The sequence below is a fragment of the Algoriphagus namhaensis genome, assembly GCF_042649705.1.
Lineage (GTDB): Bacteria > Bacteroidota > Bacteroidia > Cytophagales > Cyclobacteriaceae > Algoriphagus > Algoriphagus namhaensis.
Window position 1 is genome coordinate 237,878 of record NZ_JBHRZS010000006.1, and the last position, 21,016, is coordinate 258,893.

Here is a 21,016-nt window from a genome sequence, read left to right on the forward strand (position 1 = left end):
CTTTTTTCATTTCGTTAAAAAAGACTCAAGCTTAATTATCCAAAAACCTCCAACTAGCCTTATGATTTTTATCTAGAGGCTGCCCAGTTACTTTGGATCTGAGAATCTCTATCGGCATCGTATTTTGAGTCAGAATCAAATCGTGAAATTCCTTCTCGCCCATTTTACCTGAATTCACCATTTCATCCCGAAGTGAATAAATCTCCAAAGCTCCAATCATGTAGGCAATCTGGTACAGTGGCCCATAGCTTCCTTCAAAAGATCTTCTCACTTCCGCCTCTGCATTCGAACGCTCATGGCCCACTTTATCTACGAGTAGATCGATGCACTCTTGTGGAGTCATCTTACCTAGGTGATAGTTGAGCGAAAAGATAATCCGCGCGCAACGGTGCATCCTCCAAAAAAGCATCCCCACCTTATCCTTGGCATCTCGTGGGAAATCTCTGTCCCAAAGGACAAATTCCCAGTACAAAGCCCAGCCTTCAGTCCAAAATGGCGTTCGGAATAAGCGGCGATGCGTCATGTAACGCTGATTCATAAATTGCTGTAAGTGATGGCCAGGAATCAATTCATGCTGTACCGTAGCTCGCGAAAAGTGTGGATTATTTCCACGCATCGACATCATTTTATCCTCATACGCCATTTCGGAGGTAGGATAAGAAATTTGAATCACCTCTCCACCTAGAAAGAATGGACTTACTTTTTGCCGTTCCGCAGAGATCATGGTTGTTCTCCAGGTTTCTTTTGCTAGAGGCGGCACGGTAAGCAAATCATATTTTTCCATATACTCTGTGGCTTCCTCAGCAAGTCGGATGACTTCAGCTGGCCACTCACCTTCCGGTAAATAGCTCTCCTTGACCATCTCCAAAGCCGCTTTCCAATCATCTTCAAACCCCAATTCACTAGATGCCTTGAGCATTTCTTTCTCACACCAAGCAAACTGCTTTTCTGCTTCTGCGATCAGTTCCTCGGGAGAATATGCGATCATCTCAAAAGCCAGTTGCTTTTCTAAAGCTTCTCGACCGATGGGTCTCCCGATAATCCCACTGCCATCATCCTTCACAGAATTAGTGTAATGCTGTCGCAAAGCGGAGGCATACTTTTTCATGGAGGCTTCTAACCTCTCCCAAGAGGCTGGCATCCACCAGGTAAACTCTGGATCGTAATCGTAATAATAACTATAGGCCTCCGCAGTAACTCTTAGCAAGGATTCCACCGCCTGAGCGGTGAGGTCTGCTTTTTGCCAACTGTTGTATTTTGAGTTGCTTGGTAAGTCCTCAAGTTGTTGATCAATCTGATCTGCTATCGCATTCCAACTTCGAGCCAGCTGCTGTGCGTCTGGCCTCACTGCTCGGCGGCGTCCCACGACCAATTCTTCCAACTCTGAAGCAAAATCCAAGACCGATTGGACCTCATCAAAAGCCCTTTGATCAAGCTCCAACTCCGCCAATTCTTTTTCCAAGTAATTTCTAAAGAGCACATAATCGATCTTTCCGTCTTCAGAGAAAGAGTCATAATTGAAGGATTGGAGCGTGGCGAGATAGTCTTGATTGAAGGCTTCCATCCGCTCAAAGTACTCATCCGAGAGGCGGTTGGTATAGAGCCGGGATAGTGCGCTTCGATCTGCCTGATAAGTGTTGATCATTTGAGCCAGTTCTGTGGCTTGTACAAAATTGGCAAGGCTAAAAAAAATAAGTAGTGAGAATAGGTAGCGCATAGTGAATTAATTAAGTGCAACGTAATATAAAAGAAAAACTACTTTTAGCATCTCGATTTTGGATAAGGCCATACTTTGAAATCCTCTTCTTAATTCTTTAGATTTAAATTGCTATGGGATAGACAAGTATTTTGGGTGGCCCGGCATAAAAGATCAGATAACCTTTGAGGTATATTAGTCATAAACTAGACTCCTAAACTAATTAACACTCAATTCAAAAACCCGACAACATGCTAAGAAACGTAATTTGTCTTTTAACTTTTCTGTTAATCGGAATTAGTTCACCAGCACAAGAATACAGCTCGCCAGTTGTGAGTCTTAAAAGTCTTTATGACAATGACAAAGAGTTCCAGAATACAGTTGATTTAATGCTCGCAAATGTTCACGAATTGCCAAATGGGGATCCAAACCCTTGGAAAGGTAAAAATGTAGGTGATTTATATGATTTCTTAAATGATTGGTACTATTTCCTGCCCAATACACATAATGGACTAGATAGAATACTGGAATTCTCCTTTCTCTATTTTAAGAATCCCAATGGAATGAAGTTTATTTTAAGTGAACCCGGGCTCAGTTGGTCTCTTTCCTTTATAGAGGACCGCGGTAGATTTATGGATAGTCCAGAATCTGCAAAAATAATTGAAGAATGGCTGTCTGATAATTCTCTTGGAAATGAAGACTTTATTTTGCCTGCAGATGGATTTAAGTCATTCAATGACTTTTTTACTCGAGACTTGAAACCTGGAGCCAGGCCTATCGATGATGCTACAGACGATGCTATACTTATTTCGCCGGCTGATGGAATTATAAATATGATAGCCAATGAGCTAACGTTAGACACCGAAATCCCAACAAAAGGGAGGATGACTATGAACCTGAACTCACTTCTTGATCATTCAAAATATGCACAGAAATTTGTTGGAGGCTCTGCAATGGCCATTTTTCTTATGCCAGATAATTACCATCACTACCATTCGCCGACAACTGGAAAAATCGTAGAATCAAAAGAGGAAGTTGGAAAAAGACTTTTTGGGATGCCTGATCTACTTGATATGATTAACAATGGCAATCCGGGATATAATAAAGACTATAGTGTGTTTGAGGATTTTAAACATGGATATTTCATTATTGAGACAAAACATTTCGGCTTCATAGCAATGATTCCAATTGGATTACAGACGGTTGGCTCAGTAGTGTTTGAAAATGAATTTAAGGCAATAAACAGCGAAAATCCCGTACAGATTTATAAAGGCGATAGGCTTGGACATTTCAAATATGGTGGCTCGACGGTCTTATTGATTTTTGAAAAAGGCAAGTTTAATTCCTTGTCGGTTGAACAGGGCCAAAGAATTGGAAAATTAAAAAACTGAGCACAACAAAACCTGTGATGAAAGTGACCAGTGTTAATGTAAATCCGCCCAGCAGACGTTCAGACAGCTGGGAAGACTTTCAAATCGTCGGAGCCCCAACCTTCGCCTTAACCTCGACTCCACTTTCGTATCTAGAAATACTAAAACCGAAAAAGATACCCTCCCAAATCCTGAAAAGTTCCCTCCACTCTCGCGGAATCCACGGCCTTCTTTTTCAGATATTGCTCCCAGCCCTTCGGCTCTTCCAAGAGTACACCAAACTCCACTAGCTTGGATTCGCTAAACTGATTCATCCCGCGTAGGCCATCTACCAATCCTAAATAAGATTGATCCGAAAGGGCATACACCTTCGCCCAACCCTGATCCACCACCAATTCAAGCCCTAGCGTCTCCTCAACCCAGTTTTGCATCGGAAGCATATCATTATAGTAGAGCCAGGTTACAGAACTGTAGAAATTCAGATTTCCACCCATGGCTGTTTCCTGTGGGTTCTGAGCTCGAAGTCTGGGCATCAGCTTTTCGTTTTCTGGATGTTGGAGAAAGGTCTCAAACTCCAATAAATACCCCTCAGGATCTACAGCTACAAAGCCATCATGGGCACCCTCAGGATTTTGCTTTAACGTGTATTTAATCTCCACTCCTTTTTCCTGAACATGGGTGTACCAGTCTTCCAGATTATCTGTAAGCAAAGCCAAAGCCACAGATTTATTTTCATCTCCAGAATAGGGCGATACCTTCACATCCTTTAAAACCAGATAGGAATCTCCGGCAATTTGAAATTTTACGACTTCCTCCGTTTCCTCCACCAGTTTTAGTCCCAGGGTCTCGAGGTAGAACCTTTTTGCTGCTGGCAAATCCCGATAAAACCAAATCAATTCATGCCCCTGAACGCCAAAATCTTCCAAATCCCTAAAATCGCTTTGCGAAGCAAGCAAATCATTGATCCTCCATGTCGGATATCCTAGCAGCCGTCCAAAACTCCGAGAAATTTGCTCCACCTCAGCCGGATTTTCTATCCTATCCAAGGATTTCACTCGCTCTTTATATGCCAAATATGCTCCCAAGTTTTGTCCAGAATACATGATAAATACTTCTTGATCCCCCAACGAGGAATGATCAAACAGACAGGAGTATATCAAGTCGGGCTCTCGATAAATGGCTATACCGTATTTCTCGGCTATTATTTCGGCCTCCGGCCACAGGGCATCCGCCTCCTGTGTACTCATCGGATGGCTCAAGGCGATAGGTTTTACTCCTGCTTGAACCATCTCAGCAAATGCTTCCAAGGCTCCCAGTTTTTCAGCTGAATCGCCCGATCCACATCCCGAGGAAAGTAAAATTATGCAAATCCAAAAGTAAGTGAAGACAAGAAGGCTTTTCATAAAGTTGATTTTGGTAAGTTTCAAAAGCCCAAGATAAAAAGCCTTAGGAAAATGGGCACTACAAATTAAGAGCACAAGAACAATTCGACGAGGTAGAAAGAAAAGAGCCTAAGGCTTAGCTCTCCTCTCAAAAATCTGAAAGCAACCATTAATTGCCAATTATCATCCTATTCATACAGGTTCTACTCGAAAAAATGTATTTAAAAACAATTTCCTATATTAGAAAGTGCTTTAAATCAAGTGCTTTTACCTTTTATTTCTGATTTATTTTTCAACACAAAAAAATCCACCTCTATGGAATTAACCATCAAAAATCTTTCAAAGACTTACCCTAATGGTGTGAAGGCTTTGAACAACATCTCTCTTACCATCCCTCAGGGTATGTTCGGCTTACTCGGCCCGAATGGCGCCGGGAAATCTACTTTGATGCGGACCATTGCCACCCTGCAAGATCCGGACGAGGGAAGTATCATGCTTGACGAAATTAATGTGCTCCAAGATCCACAAACTATTCGCGAGCGACTGGGATATCTGCCCCAAGATTTTGGGCTTTACCCCCGCATCAATGCTCAGGTAATGCTAGACCATATCGCCCAGATGAAAGGGGTAGGGAATAAAAGTGAGCGAAAAGACCTTGTTGATAGCCTACTCCAAAAAGTAAATCTTTATGACCATAGAAAAAAAGGGCTTGGTACTTACTCTGGTGGTATGCGTCAACGTTTTGGCATTGCACAGGCTCTAGTCGGAAACCCTTCTTTGATCATTGTGGATGAACCGACTGCTGGTCTGGATCCCTCTGAGCGAAATCGTTTTTATAATCTCCTTTCAGAAATCGGGGAAAATACCATAGTAATTCTTTCCACGCACATTGTGGAAGACGTCAATACGCTCTGCTCCAACATGGCCATTATTTGCCAAGGTGAAGTACTCATGCAAGGAAAGCCTGCAGAAGGTATTGCGGCAGTAGATGGGTCCATCTATATGAAGACCATAGAAAAATCAGAGTTGGGTGATTACCGAGATAAGTATTCGGTGATATCAACCAAACTGCTAGAAGGAAAACTAAGCCTGAGAATAGAAAGCCAAGATGATCCAGGAGCCGGCTTCGTCGCCGTACCGGCTGATCTGGAAGATGTGTATTTCAGCCATATTTCGAAGAAGGTCGATCCGATCACGATTTAATCCGAAGCCATGTTTAAAGATATTTTCATTTTCGAACTGAAATATAGATTCAGTCGCCCGGCGACCTATATCTATTTTGCTATGCTTCTGGTGGTGCCCATGCTTTTGGTGGGATTTGGTAATACTCCTGCTTCAGAGAAGGTGTTTCACAATGCGCCTATTGTCATTGCCAACCTACTTCTTCTCATATCGATTTTTGGGATTCTGATCGCCTCTGCCGTCATGGGAGTGCCGCTTTATCGGGACCTAGAGCATAAGACTGGAACCTTCCTTTTTTCTTACCCCATCTCGAGTAAGGCTTATTTCATGGGCCGATTTTGGGGTTCATTTGTAACCCTGCTATTTATCTCGCTTGGGGCTATTGTCGGGTTTTATTTGGGATCCATTCTCGGAGGTACATTGTTTGGAACTGACCCCTTACGTTATGGCCCAAACAGCCTAATCAACTACTTGCATCCATGGTTAACTTTGCTGGTCCCGAACCTTTGGCTGGCAGGTTCGCTTTTCTTTGCCTTGATTGTTTTTACCAGAAACATCAAGTCCATCTATTCCGGAGGCATTATTGTTTTTATCATCTATTTGCTAGCCAACTTTCTAGCTCAGGATATAGAGAACCAGGAATTAGTGGAGATTCTAGACCCTTTTGGATTAAATACCTTCTTTTTCAAAACACGCTATTTGACCCCTTTTGAGCAAAATAGTTTTATCCTTCCTCTGGAAGGAAATCTGTTACTCAACAGATTAGTTTGGTCAGGATTAGGCCTTGTGTTTTTCATAGCTGCGTATTGGAGATTTAGCTTTACCTATTTCTTTCAAACCGAACAGAAAAAGACTAAGAGTGAAAAGTCCGAACCTGTACAAAAGGTGGTGGCTCCTGCTCATGTGAGCATCAATTTTGGCAAAGGATACCAGTGGAACAGCTTCAAAACTTTAGCAAAAATTGAATTCCAAAATATTTTTAAAGACATCTACTTCAAATCCATCCTATTAGGTGGAGTGGTGTTTTTGGTTTTGGATTTTTGGATCGGTACCACACTTTATAGTGTTCCAAATTTTCCGGTTACCACCTTTTTGATGGAGTATAAGACCTTCGATTATAATCTATTTGTCTTCATCATCATTGTATTTTTCACGGGTGAAACCCTGCATAGAGACAGGTCTTCTGGCTATTCCGTCATCAATGATGCCTTTCCTGTACGTGATAGTACAGTAGTAGCATCAAAATTTGCAGGAATTGCACTTATCTGTCTGATGCTTACCATTATCCCTATTGTGATAGGGCTTTTGATCCAGACACTCAAAGGCTATTTCAATTATGAGATTGGTATTTATTTGGTTGATAGCTTTTTGATATCCCTTCCTGACTATCTGCAGATGGTCATGTTGGTCTTTGCCGTGCATTTGGTGGTGAATAATAAATTTGCCGGACATGCTGCAGCGATCGGTATTTGGCTGGTGATGATCGTCTTGAGGGATTTTGCAGGATATAATTTCAATGCCTTTTTCTTCTCCTACAAGCCCGGGTATCGCTGGAGTGACATGAATGGCATTGGTCACTTCGCCGAGCCACTCCTCTGGTTTAATGTCTATTGGACAGCAATAGGTCTTTTCTTGATTCTGTTCTTTATGGTCTTTTACAGTCGTGGAACGGAAAATTCCTGGAAGAGTCGATGCAATACCGCCAAGAGCAAAATGACCAATAAGACTTCTTTGGCCTCTTACGCTTTTCTATTGATCGGTTTGGTGTGTTTCGGAGTGATTTACAACTCTACAGTTTACACCAATACGTATAGGACGTCCGACGAGGGAGAACTTAGAGCAGTGGCTTACGAAAAACAACTTAAGCAGTATGAATTTATGCCCAAGCCAAAGCTTACGAAAATCAATCTCAAAGCTGACATGTACCCTTACGATCGAGATGCCTATTTCGAAGCTCAGGTTCAGCTTGTGAATAAAACTGATACACCCATTGACTCGATATTTTTTGATGGCCTTAGCCTGAGTGATTTCGAAGTACTTTATCAGGATAATGAATTGCCTTATCGAAATATGATCGAATTTGAACCGGCCAAATTTCAGATTTTTGGAAAAAAACCTGAAAAAGAATCTTATCGCATGACTGCCCTTCCAAAGACCATGATGCCAGGTGATACCTTAGATTTAGTCATCAAAAGCCAGGTGCTGAATGAGGGATTCCCCAATAGCGGCTTTGGTCGAGAGCTGGTTTACAATGGAAGCTTTATTGCCGGTGGCCTTCCTACTATGGGATATGATGCCAGCAGGGAACTAAACAGTGACGAGGACCGAAGAGAATACGAGCTTCCAGAGAAGCCTGAAGACCTACCGCCACATGATGATCCTTATGGACGAAACAACTTGCTTTTTACGAATGATGCTGATCTGGTATATTTCGAGGCTACAGTAAGTACTATTCCTGAACAGATCGCCATAGCACCAGGATACCTCCAAAAGGAATGGGAAGAGGATGGTAGAAGGTATTTCCACTATATTCAGGACACCCCAATCCAGGCGTTTTTCTCAGTACTTTCAGCAGAGTATGAGGTTTTGAAAGAGAAAGCTAAACTCCGCTCCGGAAAGGAAGTAGATATAGAAATCTACTACCAAAAAGGTCATGAATATAATCTGGAAAGATTCGTGGAGTCCTATCAAGACGGGCTCCAATATTTCTCCGACACCTATGGAGACTTCCAGTTTAGACAGATGCGTATTTTGGAATTCCCACGGTATGCAGGTTTTGCTCAGTCTTTTCCCAACACAGTACCCTTCAGTGAGGATTTCGGTTGGGTTGGAGATTTCTCTGACCCAAACAGCTTTGACTATGTGTATTATGTGACGGCGCATGAGCTTGCGCATCAATGGTGGGGACATCAAATCACCCCAAATTACACCCGTGGAGCCAATTTGACCTCTGAAGCCTTGGCTGAGTTTTCCGCCTTGATTCTATCTGAAAGAAAGTATGGAAAGGAGAATATGAAGCGATTTCTGAAAGATGAGCTCGACAGATACCTTAGCGGCAGATCCAATGAATCAAAAAAGGAAAATGTCTTTATCAATTGTAACCGTGCCTATCAATGGTATAATAAGGGAAGTTTGATTCTTTACGGTCTCCGTGACCTGATCGGTGAAGAAGCTATAGATTCAGCCCTCTATAATTTCAATAGGGAATTTGGACTTCGGGAGGCACCCCCATTCCCTGGAAGCTCAGATCTGTATCGCCACTTGGCTGCCAAAACTCCGGATAGCCTGATGTATTATCTGGATGATACCTGGAATAAAATCACGCTGTACGACAATAAAGCAGAAGAGGTCACTGCCACAAAAATCTCTGATGGTGAATATGATGTGACGATAAAGTTTAGCTCTCAAAAACTCTATGCTGATAGTGCTGGAATGGAAACTCCAGCCGAGTATGAAGGGGACTATATCGACATAGGAGTGTTTGCTGAAGATGATGTGGATGAAAACGGAAAAGACCGAGTGAACCCACTCTACATGCAAAAGTATAAGATCAAGCCTGGGGAAAATACCTTAACCATCCGGGTGAAAGGTGAGCCGGCGAAAGCAGGAATCGATCCGCTGAATAAACTAATCGATCGACAGCCGGATGACAATACCGTCTCTGTGGAGATCGAGTAAATTCTCTAAAGCCCTGTCCAGATGGATGGGGCTTTTTTATGAAGTAATTATTCAGAAAAGGGTATTGCGAGACTTAGAATTTCAGGAGATATTTAAAGGGAACTTGAATCAAAGAAAATATAAGGCCTTATGAACCAAGAAGAACTATCGAAATTATCTGACCAAGAATTGCTAGAAGCAGCAAAAAACTTCAAACCATCTCCAATAATCGATGCATTTTTCATAGGATTCTTGGTCGGGATTATCATATATGGGGTTGCCGCTAACGCTTGGGGTTTCCTGACTTTAATCCCATTGTTTCTGATCTATCTACTTCTGAAAAAACCCAAGCAGTACGAGGCGCTAAAAAAAGAATTAAAGGCCCGGAATTTATTTCAGGTTTAGATTTTCAATCCCTAAAAGACCGAAGTAACAATTCTCAAAAAGTTAAAGTCTGAGCTAAATATCTTGATCTAAAGTTGGTTTTCGAGAATTTTTCGATCTTGAAGCCTTAGACCATTTATATGAAGCCATGCTAATCATACCAGAAGAGGAAATCAAAAAGCACTTAGCCTACCCAAGACTTATCGAAGCACTTCGAGAGATTTTCCCGACTGAGCATACCATACCTCTTCGGCATCACCATTTTTACAAAACTCCAGAGGGTATTGAAAATACGCTTATTCTAATGCCAGTTTGGAATAAGAATTATATGGGTATGAAGCAGGTCACCGTCGCCCCTGCAAATACCAAGGCAAATATGCCTTCGATTTTTGCTCAATATATTTTGAGCGATTCTAAAACCGGTCAACCCTTGGTGGTGATGGATGCCACTGAATTGACGGCTCGAAGAACTGCCTGCACCTCAGCACTTGCTGCTTCTTACCTCTGTCGAGAGAATGCTGAAAATCTACTAATCATCGGAGGGGGAAAAGTTGCACAGCATTTGGCTCAGGCTCATTTAGCTGTTCGCAGCTTCAAAAAAATTAATGTTTGGATGCGAAATGCGGAGAAAATGAATGCATTCATTTCGGATTTAAGGAATCAGGGAATCTCTGCAGAACCTGTCACGGACTTGGAAAAAACAGCTCGTGAAGCGGACCTCATCTCCTGCGCCACACCTTCTGAAACACCGATCATCCAAGGAGACTGGCTCAAACCAGGAACCCACCTGGATCTTATTGGTTCGTACAAGCCAAATACCCGAGAAGCAGACGATACAGCCATCCAGAGGAGTTCCATTTTTGTAGACTCACGTGCTGGTGCGCTCCATGAATCCGGCGAACTTGCGCTGCCCCTTGGTAGAGGAATTATTACTGAAAATGACGTGAAAGCAGACCTCGTTGAATTGATCAAAGGGACGCATCTAGGTAGAACTTCCAACGAAGAGATTACGCTCTTCAAATCCGTAGGCTTGGCTATAGAAGACCTTGCTGCTGCGCTTCTAATTTATAAAAGCCATCTCCGCTAAAGCTTTGATGCAAGAGAATAAAGTACGTAAATGCTGCTTAATGTGGAGTCAAGCTTTTTGCTTCTCTTGTACTGAAGAATCAACCGAAAAAATAAAAATAATTGGCTTGAACCATCCTTATCCTTATCTTCATTCGTCGTATTAATAGCCCAAAAACCTATCGGATGAAGAAAACCACCCTGTTCTTCGTTTTTTCCTTCTTAATTCTCTTTTCCCTTGGCACCCTTGCCATGGTCACTTATCGACCGACTCTCAAAAAACAACTCTCAGAGACCTACACCAGCCTTTTAGGATTAACATCCGAAAATGACGTCCCAGAGGAACCTGTGGTTACCCGTGAACCAGAGGAAATTTTCGTTGTTCCTGAACTCGAACCGTTTAAGGGCCGGCTTAGCAAGGATGCCTATGACGATCATTTGTCTGCTGGAGAAATTGGAGGAGTGGGCTTGATTCAAGATGAAAAACTCTTGTTCCGATATCTGGAAAATGAATCCCTGGTCGAAGTAAAAACTGGGGAAGGCTATCGTGTGGACAAGCTTACCCATAGCCATCCTTATCTTACTCCAAAAGCCAAAAAGGTCCTTGAAGAATTGGGGAAAACCTTCCAAGCCCAAGCAGGAGGAGATAGTTTTTTTACGGTAACCTCTGGCACTCGCACCTTGGATCAACAAAGGAAATTGAAGCGTAGAAATAAAAATGCAACTTCTGGAAATAGCTCACACTCCTATGGCGTATCATTCGATATTTCCTATATCCGCTTCAATGGAAAAAAGGCCTTCAACTACAAAGCCCAAAAACAACTGGAGACCGTACTAAATTACTTTCAAGAAACCAATAAAATCTACGTCATCAAGGAGCGGAAGCAAAATTGCTATCATGTAACAGTGAGGTGAGAGAGATTGGGGAGTAAGGAGTTTGGGAGGTCTAGCCTTTGATGAGTGACTTTGTTTTGATTGCGGTTTAAAAGAAGAAGGAATAATCTATTTTTTAGGAATGAATAAAATTACCTAACTCCAAATAGTAATTAGAAACCCCTATTTTGGACAAAGGGACTTACGTTTACCCCCAAAGCACATGCTCACTCTTTTTAGAAAAATCAGACAGAAGTTGCTCACTCAAAACAAAGTGACTCAGTACCTGATCTATGCGATCGGAGAAATTTTTCTTGTGGTGATCGGGATTCTTATCGCTCTTCAAATCAATAATTGGAACGAAGAGAAGAAAAAAACCGCTCAAATGATCACCAATATCAAGTCCATTTCTGAAGACATTCGAACTGATATCAATGAAATTCAAAAAGCTAATCAAACCTTGCGAAAGCAAGTTGAAGCTGCCCAAAACATCATTCCTATCATGGAATCTAAAGAAAGGCTAATTACTGATTCGCTAGAATTTATAATGGATTTCAATGCTTTTACTTCCACTCCCATTATTGCTTCACAAGCCACCACTTGGGACTTTTTAAATTCATCCGGAGTTGTATCTGAGTTTCCCGATGCAGAGCTATTAAAGCTACTCCAAGAATACTACTCCAGTTATAACAGTATAGTTACCAATTTCACTAACTCTGGGAATCCTGTTCGTTTAGAACTTCGAGAGCTGAAGTATGAATTATTTACTGATTCAGAGCATCGAAAATTTTTTCCAACCACATCCCCAAAAGCTCCTAGTATTGAGGTGTACAATTCCATTTTTAGTGATGAGCGAATCTTGCCACTATGCAGATTTATAGGGAGTACCGCTAATTATTTTCAAAACAGCTTTTCCTCTGTAGAAAATAAAGGGGAGAATATTATTGAATACATCAGAGAAAAATACAAAGAGTAAGTAGCGTCAGAAAAAGAATATGGAGGACTTACAGCAAAGGTTAATTTTTAAAACTGGTTAACTTCCATTAGCACCATTCTAAAAAAAATTTAGCAAACATTAGCAACCTCAGTTATACTGAGAATTGAGAATTAAAAGATCTTGCATAAGCAAAAAACGCTGGCACACGGCCACCCAACTTATTCGCAAAGTATTCTCAATTAGTTTATGAAATTAATTTTTACGCTATCTCTATTTTTCCTTTTCACTACTGCATTCAGTCAAAGTTCCACTTACCAATTCGATGAAGATTTTATTCGAATTTGGGGGCTATTGAAATACTATCATCCTGAAGTCAGCGTTGGGAAATATGACATCAATGAAGTCTTTTTCACCGAATACCAAAAGCTCCAAACCTTAGAAACAAAAGAGGCTTTTGACCAAGAAATGCTTTACTGGATCAGGAGTTTTGGAATAAACCAACTCGAGCCAAAAAAGAAGGAAAATCCTGATCCACTCTTTACCGCCAACTTAAGAACGGCATGGATTGATAATTCCACTTTTAACCCCAAACTCTCTGATTTGCTTCAGCGGCTGCAGGACAATACCAATTATCAAGACCACTACGCTAAAGCCAGTAAACTGAGTAGCTCTGTTGATTTCAGAAATGAAACTCACCTGGTAGATTTTGATGCTTCAAAGGAATCGCATCGGCTCCTTTTTCTCGGGTCATTTTGGAATGCCATGAACTATTGGAATGTGAACAGCTACCTAACCGAAACGCCTTGGGATGACGTGTTGACGAAATTGATTCCAGAGTTTTTACGGGAAGGAGAAGAAAATTTTGAACAAGCAAAAGAGCATCTTTTTAGCCTGCTCAATGATTCCCATTCAAACTACGAATCGAGCTTTACGCTAAATTCTATGACCAATTTCCCGAATTTCGGTGGTCGTATCGTTAATGATTCCTTGGTGATTACCCGAATTTATAATCAGGAAGCGCTGGACATAGATTCTTTGTATTTCGGAGATGTTATTTATGCAGTCAACGATATCCCATTAGAAGAATTTTATAGCCAAAAATTTTCCAAGGTCATCAGCGCGTCGAATCAAAACTATTTGCGAAGCGCAATCGAAAAGACCTATCTATTCGCTTCAAATGAAGACTCAATTTTGATCAATATTTTGAAAACTGATGGCCGAAACCTGAAAAAGTACATTCGCTTAAAGCCCTTAAACTATCCCGCCGAAAAATATTCCAGAATCTGGCCGTTAGAGACCAAGGAATGGACTGAGCTCGAGTCAGACATTGGGTATATCAATCTGAATAACATCGACAAATCTCAATTGGAGGAGGCATTTAGTCATTTTGAGCAGCACAAGGGCATCATCATCGACCTCAGAAACTACCCGCGAAATATTGACGCCAATGATATCGCTAATTTTCTCTATCTAGAAAAAACGATTTTCATGAAGGCCTTGGTCTCCACCTCCCGTGCCTATGGTGAGTTCATTACCAAAACGGCTTTAAGTATTATTAGCAACCCATTCGAAGCTGGAAAACGAAACAAATCTTTTTTCAAAGGCAAAGTGATTCTACTCGTAGATCGCCTGACTGGAAGTAAGGCTGAATGGATAGGAATGGCCATTCAGGCATCCCCCAATGTCATAACCATCGGAGAACAAACTTTTGGCGCGGTGATGAATAGAAATCCAATCCCCCTTATTGATGGCACCTCGATTGATTTTACGGGTGTTGGGGCTTTTTACCCGGGCGGTGAAGGTGTACAGCGAAAAGGGCTTAAGTTGGATTTAGAAATCAAAGAAAGTGCGGTAGGATATGATAAGGATCTGTATGTGAATACCGCCATCAGACTGATCCGGACTGGAGGGAACTAGGTCTTCATCTCGGTAAATTTTCATAAATTGATTGGAGCAAGACTAGAATATGGCAGGATGCCATATCGTTTAGCTCAGTTCACCCATATATAACCCTATGAAGACATTCCCTATACCTACATTCCTGGCAATTTTAGCTGGATTTATTTTAATCAGTTGTGACCAATCTACTGATAACCAACTGCAAATTGAGGGCCTGCAAGAATCAGTTGAAATCATTAGGGATGAATGGGGCGTCAATCATATCTATGCTCAAAATCAGCACGACTTGTTTTTTGCTCAAGGATACGCTGCCGCGAAAGATCGCCTGTTTCAATTCGAAATCTGGCGACGCCAAGCAACAGGAACGGTAGCCGAAATTTTAGGGGAGCGAGAGTTGAAACGAGATATTGGCACCAGACTTTTCAAATATAGAGGAGACCTGGAGACAGAACTGAATCACTATCATGAAGATGGGGAAGAAATCATCAACGCTTACACCCAAGGTGTAAATGCTTATATAACCGAAATCCTCGCTACTCCTGACAAACTTCCTATTGAATTTAAAATACTGAATATCCTCCCTGAAAAATGGACTCCTGATGTGGTTATTTCTAGACATCAAGGCCTATTGGGAAATATAGGAGAAGAATTAGAAATAGGGCAAGCTGTAGCAAAACTAGGTGTAGAAAAGACAAAAGACCTCTATTGGTTTCATCCCAAGGACCCCGATATCAAAATTGACCCCGCAATCAATCAAGACCTTCTTACCGATGAGATCCTAGCCCTTTACAGAGCCTACCGTCGCCCCGTTCGGTTTGAGCCAGAAGATGTCCTTCCAGAATATAGAAGCTCAGATGGAGGAAATTCAATCGCCTCACTAGCTGAGGATAATGACGCAGCTTTTTCTATTGGCAGTAATAACTGGGTAGTGAGTGGAGAACTGATGCAAGATGGAAACACTTACATGGCCAATGATCCACATCGAACCATTGCCATTCCTTCCCTTAGATATATGGTGCATTTGGTGGCCCCTGGATGGAATGTGATCGGAGGAGGTGAGCCTGAAATCCCCGGAATATCAATAGGGCACAATGAATATGGGGCTTGGGGACTGACCGTGTTTGAAACAGATGGCGAGGACTTGTATGCCTACGAACTCAATCCAGAGAACCCCAATCAATATTTGTACAAAGGCGCTTGGGAGGACATGAATGTCATTACGGAAACCATCAAGGTAAAAGGCCAAGATGAGGTATTAGTTGATCTCTTTTACACTCGACACGGCCCTGTTACTTTAATAGATTCTGTGAATAACAAGGCCTATGCTGTGCGCTGTGCATGGCTGGAGCCGGGAGGATCGCCCTACTTGGCCTCTTTGAGAATGGATCAGGCCAAGACTTGGGAGGAATTTCGCGAAGCCTGTAACTACAGTCATATCCCAGGTGAAAATATGATCTGGGCTGATAAAAATGGAAACATCGGTTGGCAGTCAGTTGGGATCGCGCCCATCCGAAGAAATTATAGCGGTCTGGTTCCTGTACCAGGGGATGGTCGATACGAATGGGATGGGTTTCTCCCCATCATCGAAAAACCTAATACGTTTAATCCCTCCACAGGCTTTTTTGCTTCAGCCAATCAAAATATTACTCCTGATGATTATGAGCATTGGGATGCTATCGGCTTTACCTGGGCAGACCCTTATCGTGGTGAACGAGTTGAGGAAGTGCTCAGCGCTGACAAAAAATTATCCATGGATGACATGAAAGCCTTGCAAGTAGATTACCTATCTATTCCTGCGCGAAGTTTAGTGCCCTTATTGTCAGATATTTCTTTGACGGGCAAAGCCTCCGAAGCAAGAGAAATGTTAAGCAAGTGGGACTTTCGACTAGAGCCTAACTCGGTCGAGGCGGCCATTTATGTCTCTTGGGAAAATGAGATTCGGAATCTCGCTGCGGCTAAGTTTATTCCCGAGGAAGGAAAAGATATTATCTCAAGCATTCAACTTCATAGAATTATGGATTGGATTTTTGCACCTGATGGAAGGTTTGGGTCAAACCCAGCTCTAGGGCGAGATCAATTCCTTAGCGAAGCATTCACAAAAGGGATAGCTATTCTGGAGGAGACCTTAGGAGAAGACATAAATAACTGGCAATATGGTCAAGAAAAATTCAAGCATACCTACATGGCCCACGGTTTAGGAGGTGTAGTGAATCAGGAACTCAAGGCAAAACTAGATGTTGGACCTTTTCCCCGTGGTGGCAATTCCTATACTCCTGGTTCTACAGGTGGAAACAACAGACAGAGTTCTGGGGCGTCCTTTAGGATGATCGTTAATACAGGGGATTGGGATGCGGCTGTGGCCACGAATGGACCTGGTCAATCCGGCGATCCTGAGAGTCCTTTTTACAGTAACTTATTCGAACCTTGGGCAATAGACCAATATTTCCCAGTTTACTATTCGAAAGAAAAAATTGAAACGGCGGCAGTAGATCGAAAAGTACTCAATCCCAAAAAGTAAGAAGTGTTCCTGTCAACCCGTCAATAATGAACTGAAAAGTAATTCACCAAAATTCATTAATAGAAATTCAAAGATATCTTGCCGATCTCATGACAAGATCCAAAAGACTTTCGTCGTGGAAAAAGAATTTCAAAGCCAGCGATTATAACTAATCAAGAAAAAATACCGGGGATTAAGAATGCTCTTCACCATTCATCTGGATTGGAAAAATTTTAGTCTGCTTCGGGAAGAGGAGGCTTGACTAGAGCTAGTTTTATTTATAGCCTATTCAAAATTAATAGCTAGTTTCATGGGTCAATGCTTTCATTTATTCCAAACGGCCCCATGAAAACACTCCTCTTTCTCCTGCTTTTCGCTCCTATTTTCAGCTTTGCTCAGGATCTAGAATTTCTTTCGAATTCAAGGCTTGTACTCGGAGGTAGTCAGGACAAATCGGCTTCAGTGAGTGCTGGAGACATCGACCAAGATGGGGATCTGGATATTTTGGTTGCAAATGGGCGTCATTGGCCTGAGGCCAATAAAATTTTCATAAACAATGGCTCAGGTATTTTTACCGTTTCCAAACTTCTCGATGCGATCGAAGAAACAACTTATGCCACTGAATTGGCCGATTTGGATGGAGATGGGGATCTAGATATAGCAGTAGGTAATGACATGGCACCTAATGCCATTTACCTTAATGATGGCAAGGGGAATTTCCAACGGACTGGCCATTTTGGTGCGGACTATGCACCTACTCGGAATCTAAAAATAAGTGATATCGATGGAGACGGGGACCTTGATATCCTTATTACCAACAGAGGAAGAGAGAATGAAATCTGCTTGAATAATGGCAAAGCAGAATTTACAGAAGTGTTCAGTTTTGGGTCTTCAGATGATTCGACCATAGATGTAGATATTGCGGATATTAACGGAGATGGCTCAAAAGATTTGATCTTGGCCAATCGCGATGGGCAACAAAACTTCATCTACCTCAACGATGGAGAGCTGAACTTCCATGAGAAAATTCCATTTGGTACCGGAACAGATGAAACACGTTCTGTAGCAGTGGCCGATTTTGACCAAGATGGATATTTAGATATCGCTACGGCCAATATCGAGGAGCCAAATGTGATTTATTTTGGGAATGAGGGTCTTGACTTTAGTAGAAAAATTATTTTTGACCCAAGTGATAATCCCTCCTATGCACTGGATTTTGGAGATTTGGATGGAGATGGAAGCTTGGATATTGTGATTGCCAACTCCGAAAAACCGAATGTGGTATTCCTGAATTCAGAAAAGGCCCAGACTTGGAAAAAGATAGTTCTTAGAAACGAAGACTTGGACACCTATGATATCATCATCGCAGACCTAAACAATGATCAGCGACTTGATATCATCGAGAGCAACTCCGACGAGATCAACTACACCTACCGAAATAGAGCGATTGTAAGACAATAATAGACTAGGATTAGATACCATCCGTTAAACAATCATTTTGATTATTTTCACTAATTAAAAAGAATCAGCCTAACCCCATCTTATGAAAAAAATATTCCTTTTCATCCTTTTTGCAGTCGGAATAGTCGCTGCTATAATTCTATTCAATACCGTGCAGATGACTTCAAAGCAAGTCGATGCGGAACCCCTAAGGGCCTTAGCCATTTCTGATCAGGTTTTTCAAAATTTGTCCCGAGCCATTCAGTTCCAAACGGTATCCTATAGCGAAGAAGCTATCCCTGATTCCGCTGTTTTTTTTGGCTTTCACCTCTTTTTGGAAGAAACTTTCCCTTTGACCCATGAGAAGCTTACTCTTGAAAAAGTGAGTACATACAGCTTGCTCTACAAATGGCAAGGGTCAGATGAATCCAAAAAGCCGCTCATTCTGATGTCACACCAAGATGTGGTTCCAGTGGATGAGCCTACGATCAATCAATGGGAAGCCCCACCTTTTTCGGGAAAAATCACGGACACACACGTCATCGGTCGTGGCACTATGGATGATAAAGGAACTTTGATCGGGGTATTGGAAGCTGTCGAGATGCTTCTTTCCGAGGGCTTCGTGCCTGAGCGAACCATCTATATCGCTTCAGGTCATGATGAGGAGTTGGGTGGTAGTAATGGCGCCGCCAAAATCGCAGAGCTTCTCAAGCAAAGAGGAGTCAATGCCGCCATGACCATAGATGAAGGTGGCTTTATTGCCGAGGGATTGGTGCCAGGAGTGGACGCACCTGTTGCGATGATTAATCTGTCCGAGAAGGGATACGCTTCATTCAAACTAAAAGTGGAAACCCAAGGAGGTCATAGCTCTGCTCCTCCACGAGAAAACACAGTGGGAATTTTAGCCCAAGCCATAGTAGATCTAGAAAATAACCAGCTTCCATACAAAATGGTCACGCCACTGGACTATCAACTAGAATATTTGGGACCGGAACTACCTTTTATGCAAAGGTTAGCTTTCGCAAATACTTGGCTATTCAAAGGGCCAATCCTAGAGGGATTGAATGCTCATACGACTACTGCACCTACCATTATTTCAGGCGGAGTCAAAGATAATGTGATCCCAACCGTAGCCGAAGCCACGGTTAACTTTAGAATTCTCCCTGGAGAAAGTGTGGAATCCGTTCGCGCTCACATTGAAAGCGTGGTTTCCGATAAGGTACAGGTCGATTTACCAGGCTTTCACACCAACCCTTCCCCCGTTTCCAAGATCGATTCAGATGCATATAGAGCCTTAGAAAAAACGATTAGAGGGCTTTATCCCAATACAGTGGTGGTTCCCGGCTTAATCGGAGGTGGTACGGACGCGCGTTATTTCTATGAGATTTCAGACGATGTTTATCGATTTTACCCCATGAGATTAGACCCTAGTAGCATGACTCGTTTTCATGGTATTGATGAGAAAATCAGTAAAGAGAATTACAAAGAGATTATTGAGTTCTCTTACCATTTGATCAAGGGCTTTTAACTCAAACAAAGCCGACACCCTATGAAAAAATTTCTACTTGTTCTTCTTTTGCTATTGATCGCACTCGTGGCTTTCGTACTATATATTTTCAATTCCACAGGATTTTTTAGAGAGGTTGTTCAGAAAAACGATTTTGGAGTCATCCACGGTCAAATCGATCTACCAGGAGTAGAAGATATCGCCTTGGCTAGAGTAGATAGCCTTTTGATCCTCTCAGTGGATGATCGGGCAACACGACGAGAGGGTAAATCAGGGCCGACGGGAATCTATTTGGTGGAATTGAGAAATCCTGCTTTTGAGCCAGTGGATTTGACTCAAGATTTAGATTTCCCATTTTTCCCTCATGGCATTAGTCTTTATCAAACCGATTCGGCAGCTTACAGTCTGGCCGTGATTAATCATGTGGATGGAGAGCATTCCGTAGAGATTTTCCATTTGCGGGGCAAAAGTCTGACGCATCAAAAAACAATTCGAGACGAAAATTTCATTAGTCCAAATGATTTGGTACTGGTGAGTCCAGATCAGTTTTATTACTCCAATGATCATGGCTACCGAAGTGGAATTGGGGTTTTTGCTGAAAATTACTTAGGACTCAAAGCTTCAAATGTAGGCTTCTTTGACGGTGAAAAAGTAGAAATCAAAGCAGAAGGAATTGGCTATGCTAATGGAATACAGTTTGACTTGACTAATAAGACACTCTATGTAGCCGCAGTACGGAGCTTTTCTGTTTTGGTCTATTCGGTTGATGAAAATTGGAATTTAAACCTTGACGAAGAGCTGGATGCGGGTACTGGGGTGGACAATATTGAGTTGGATGATGCAGGAACGTTATGGATCGGCGCTCACCCTAATTTACTTCGATTTGCATCCTATGCTGCAGGCAAAGAGGAAACAGCGCCATCGGAAGTTCTGAAAATCAGCTATGAAAATGGGCAGTCTAAAATCGAATCGGTATATACGGATACTGGAGAGAAGGTTTCGGGTTCATCGGTTGCTGTGCCATGGGGAGATTATCTCTTTATTGGCAATGTGATGGATTCGAAGGTTTTGATTTTGAAAAAGTAGCCTACCATCATTCACAAAGAGTAATTACAATTTTTAATAAT

Annotated in this window: 14 protein-coding genes; 12 read left to right on the forward strand and 2 right to left on the reverse strand. The window is 42.0% G+C overall.

Features of this window, described 5'->3' with window-relative positions; all coding sequences use genetic code 11:
* Positions 1–31: 31 nt before the first annotated feature.
* Positions 32–1,717, reverse strand: a complete 1,686-nt coding sequence (locus tag ACFOSV_RS04730; RefSeq protein ID WP_377903912.1) for a DUF885 family protein — start codon at positions 1,715–1,717, stop codon at positions 32–34.
* Positions 1,718–2,259: 542 nt separating this feature from the next.
* On the opposite strand from ACFOSV_RS04730, the gene ACFOSV_RS04735 reads away from it, so the two are divergent.
* Positions 2,260–3,087 (forward strand): phosphatidylserine decarboxylase, encoded by an 828-nt coding sequence (locus ACFOSV_RS04735; protein ID WP_377903914.1) that lies wholly within the window; start codon positions 2,260–2,262, stop codon positions 3,085–3,087.
* A gap of 140 nt (positions 3,088–3,227) precedes the next feature.
* Here the strand turns inward: ACFOSV_RS04735 and ACFOSV_RS04740 are convergent, their stop codons facing one another.
* Complete coding sequence (locus tag ACFOSV_RS04740; RefSeq protein WP_377903916.1) at positions 3,228–4,469, reverse strand: VOC family protein; 1,242 nt, start codon at positions 4,467–4,469, stop codon at positions 3,228–3,230.
* A 294-nt stretch (positions 4,470–4,763) separates the two neighbouring features.
* Here ACFOSV_RS04740 and ACFOSV_RS04745 point away from each other — a divergent pair, with 294 nt between their 5' ends.
* The 11 genes from ACFOSV_RS04745 (at position 4,764) to ACFOSV_RS04795 (ending at position 20,975) form a co-directional block, all read left to right on the forward strand.
* Entirely contained in the window at positions 4,764–5,651 is an 888-nt protein-coding gene (locus tag ACFOSV_RS04745; RefSeq protein WP_377903918.1) for an ABC transporter ATP-binding protein, read from the forward strand.
* Between the two features lie 9 nt (positions 5,652–5,660).
* On the forward strand, positions 5,661–9,308 hold the full coding sequence (locus ACFOSV_RS04750; RefSeq protein WP_377903920.1) for an ABC transporter permease/M1 family aminopeptidase: 3,648 nt from the start codon (positions 5,661–5,663) through the stop codon (positions 9,306–9,308).
* Between the two features lie 129 nt (positions 9,309–9,437).
* Positions 9,438–9,692, forward strand: a complete 255-nt coding sequence (locus tag ACFOSV_RS04755; protein ID WP_377903922.1) for an FUSC family protein — start codon at positions 9,438–9,440, stop codon at positions 9,690–9,692.
* A 127-nt stretch (positions 9,693–9,819) separates the two neighbouring features.
* Positions 9,820–10,758, forward strand: coding sequence for an ornithine cyclodeaminase family protein (locus tag ACFOSV_RS04760; protein ID WP_377903924.1), 939 nt, complete (start codon positions 9,820–9,822; stop codon positions 10,756–10,758).
* 164 nt (positions 10,759–10,922) lie between these two features.
* Positions 10,923–11,651 (forward strand): DUF5715 family protein, encoded by a 729-nt coding sequence (locus ACFOSV_RS04765; RefSeq protein ID WP_377903926.1) that lies wholly within the window; start codon positions 10,923–10,925, stop codon positions 11,649–11,651.
* Positions 11,652–11,832: 181 nt separating this feature from the next.
* Complete coding sequence (locus tag ACFOSV_RS04770; protein WP_377903928.1) at positions 11,833–12,585, forward strand: DUF6090 family protein; 753 nt, start codon at positions 11,833–11,835, stop codon at positions 12,583–12,585.
* A 207-nt stretch (positions 12,586–12,792) separates the two neighbouring features.
* Complete coding sequence (locus ACFOSV_RS04775; protein WP_377903930.1) at positions 12,793–14,463, forward strand: S41 family peptidase; 1,671 nt, start codon at positions 12,793–12,795, stop codon at positions 14,461–14,463.
* A gap of 97 nt (positions 14,464–14,560) precedes the next feature.
* Entirely contained in the window at positions 14,561–16,963 is a 2,403-nt protein-coding gene (locus ACFOSV_RS04780) for a penicillin acylase family protein (RefSeq protein ID WP_377903932.1), read from the forward strand.
* A 324-nt stretch (positions 16,964–17,287) separates the two neighbouring features.
* Positions 17,288–18,403, forward strand: coding sequence for an FG-GAP repeat domain-containing protein (locus ACFOSV_RS04785; protein WP_377903934.1), 1,116 nt, complete (start codon positions 17,288–17,290; stop codon positions 18,401–18,403).
* Positions 18,404–18,485: 82 nt separating this feature from the next.
* Positions 18,486–19,910, forward strand: a complete 1,425-nt coding sequence (locus ACFOSV_RS04790; RefSeq protein ID WP_377903936.1) for a M20 family peptidase — start codon at positions 18,486–18,488, stop codon at positions 19,908–19,910.
* Positions 19,911–19,931: 21 nt separating this feature from the next.
* Entirely contained in the window at positions 19,932–20,975 is a 1,044-nt protein-coding gene (locus ACFOSV_RS04795; protein ID WP_377903938.1) for a hypothetical protein, read from the forward strand.
* Positions 20,976–21,016: the final 41 nt, after the last annotated feature.

Coding starts and splice junctions, on each gene's coding strand:
- ACFOSV_RS04730 (WP_377903912.1), bottom strand. CDS start 1,717: ATGCGCTACCTATTCTCACTACTTATTTTTTTTAGCCTTGCCAATTTT.
- ACFOSV_RS04735 (WP_377903914.1), top strand. CDS start 2,260: ATGAAGTTTATTTTAAGTGAACCCGGGCTCAGTTGGTCTCTTTCCTTT.
- ACFOSV_RS04740 (WP_377903916.1), bottom strand. CDS start 4,469: ATGAAAAGCCTTCTTGTCTTCACTTACTTTTGGATTTGCATAATTTTA.
- ACFOSV_RS04745 (WP_377903918.1), top strand. CDS start 4,764: ATGGAATTAACCATCAAAAATCTTTCAAAGACTTACCCTAATGGTGTG.
- ACFOSV_RS04750 (WP_377903920.1), top strand. CDS start 5,661: ATGTTTAAAGATATTTTCATTTTCGAACTGAAATATAGATTCAGTCGC.
- ACFOSV_RS04755 (WP_377903922.1), top strand. CDS start 9,438: ATGAACCAAGAAGAACTATCGAAATTATCTGACCAAGAATTGCTAGAA.
- ACFOSV_RS04760 (WP_377903924.1), top strand. CDS start 9,820: ATGCTAATCATACCAGAAGAGGAAATCAAAAAGCACTTAGCCTACCCA.
- ACFOSV_RS04765 (WP_377903926.1), top strand. CDS start 10,923: ATGAAGAAAACCACCCTGTTCTTCGTTTTTTCCTTCTTAATTCTCTTT.
- ACFOSV_RS04770 (WP_377903928.1), top strand. CDS start 11,833: ATGCTCACTCTTTTTAGAAAAATCAGACAGAAGTTGCTCACTCAAAAC.
- ACFOSV_RS04775 (WP_377903930.1), top strand. CDS start 12,793: ATGAAATTAATTTTTACGCTATCTCTATTTTTCCTTTTCACTACTGCA.
- ACFOSV_RS04780 (WP_377903932.1), top strand. CDS start 14,561: ATGAAGACATTCCCTATACCTACATTCCTGGCAATTTTAGCTGGATTT.
- ACFOSV_RS04785 (WP_377903934.1), top strand. CDS start 17,288: ATGAAAACACTCCTCTTTCTCCTGCTTTTCGCTCCTATTTTCAGCTTT.
- ACFOSV_RS04790 (WP_377903936.1), top strand. CDS start 18,486: ATGAAAAAAATATTCCTTTTCATCCTTTTTGCAGTCGGAATAGTCGCT.
- ACFOSV_RS04795 (WP_377903938.1), top strand. CDS start 19,932: ATGAAAAAATTTCTACTTGTTCTTCTTTTGCTATTGATCGCACTCGTG.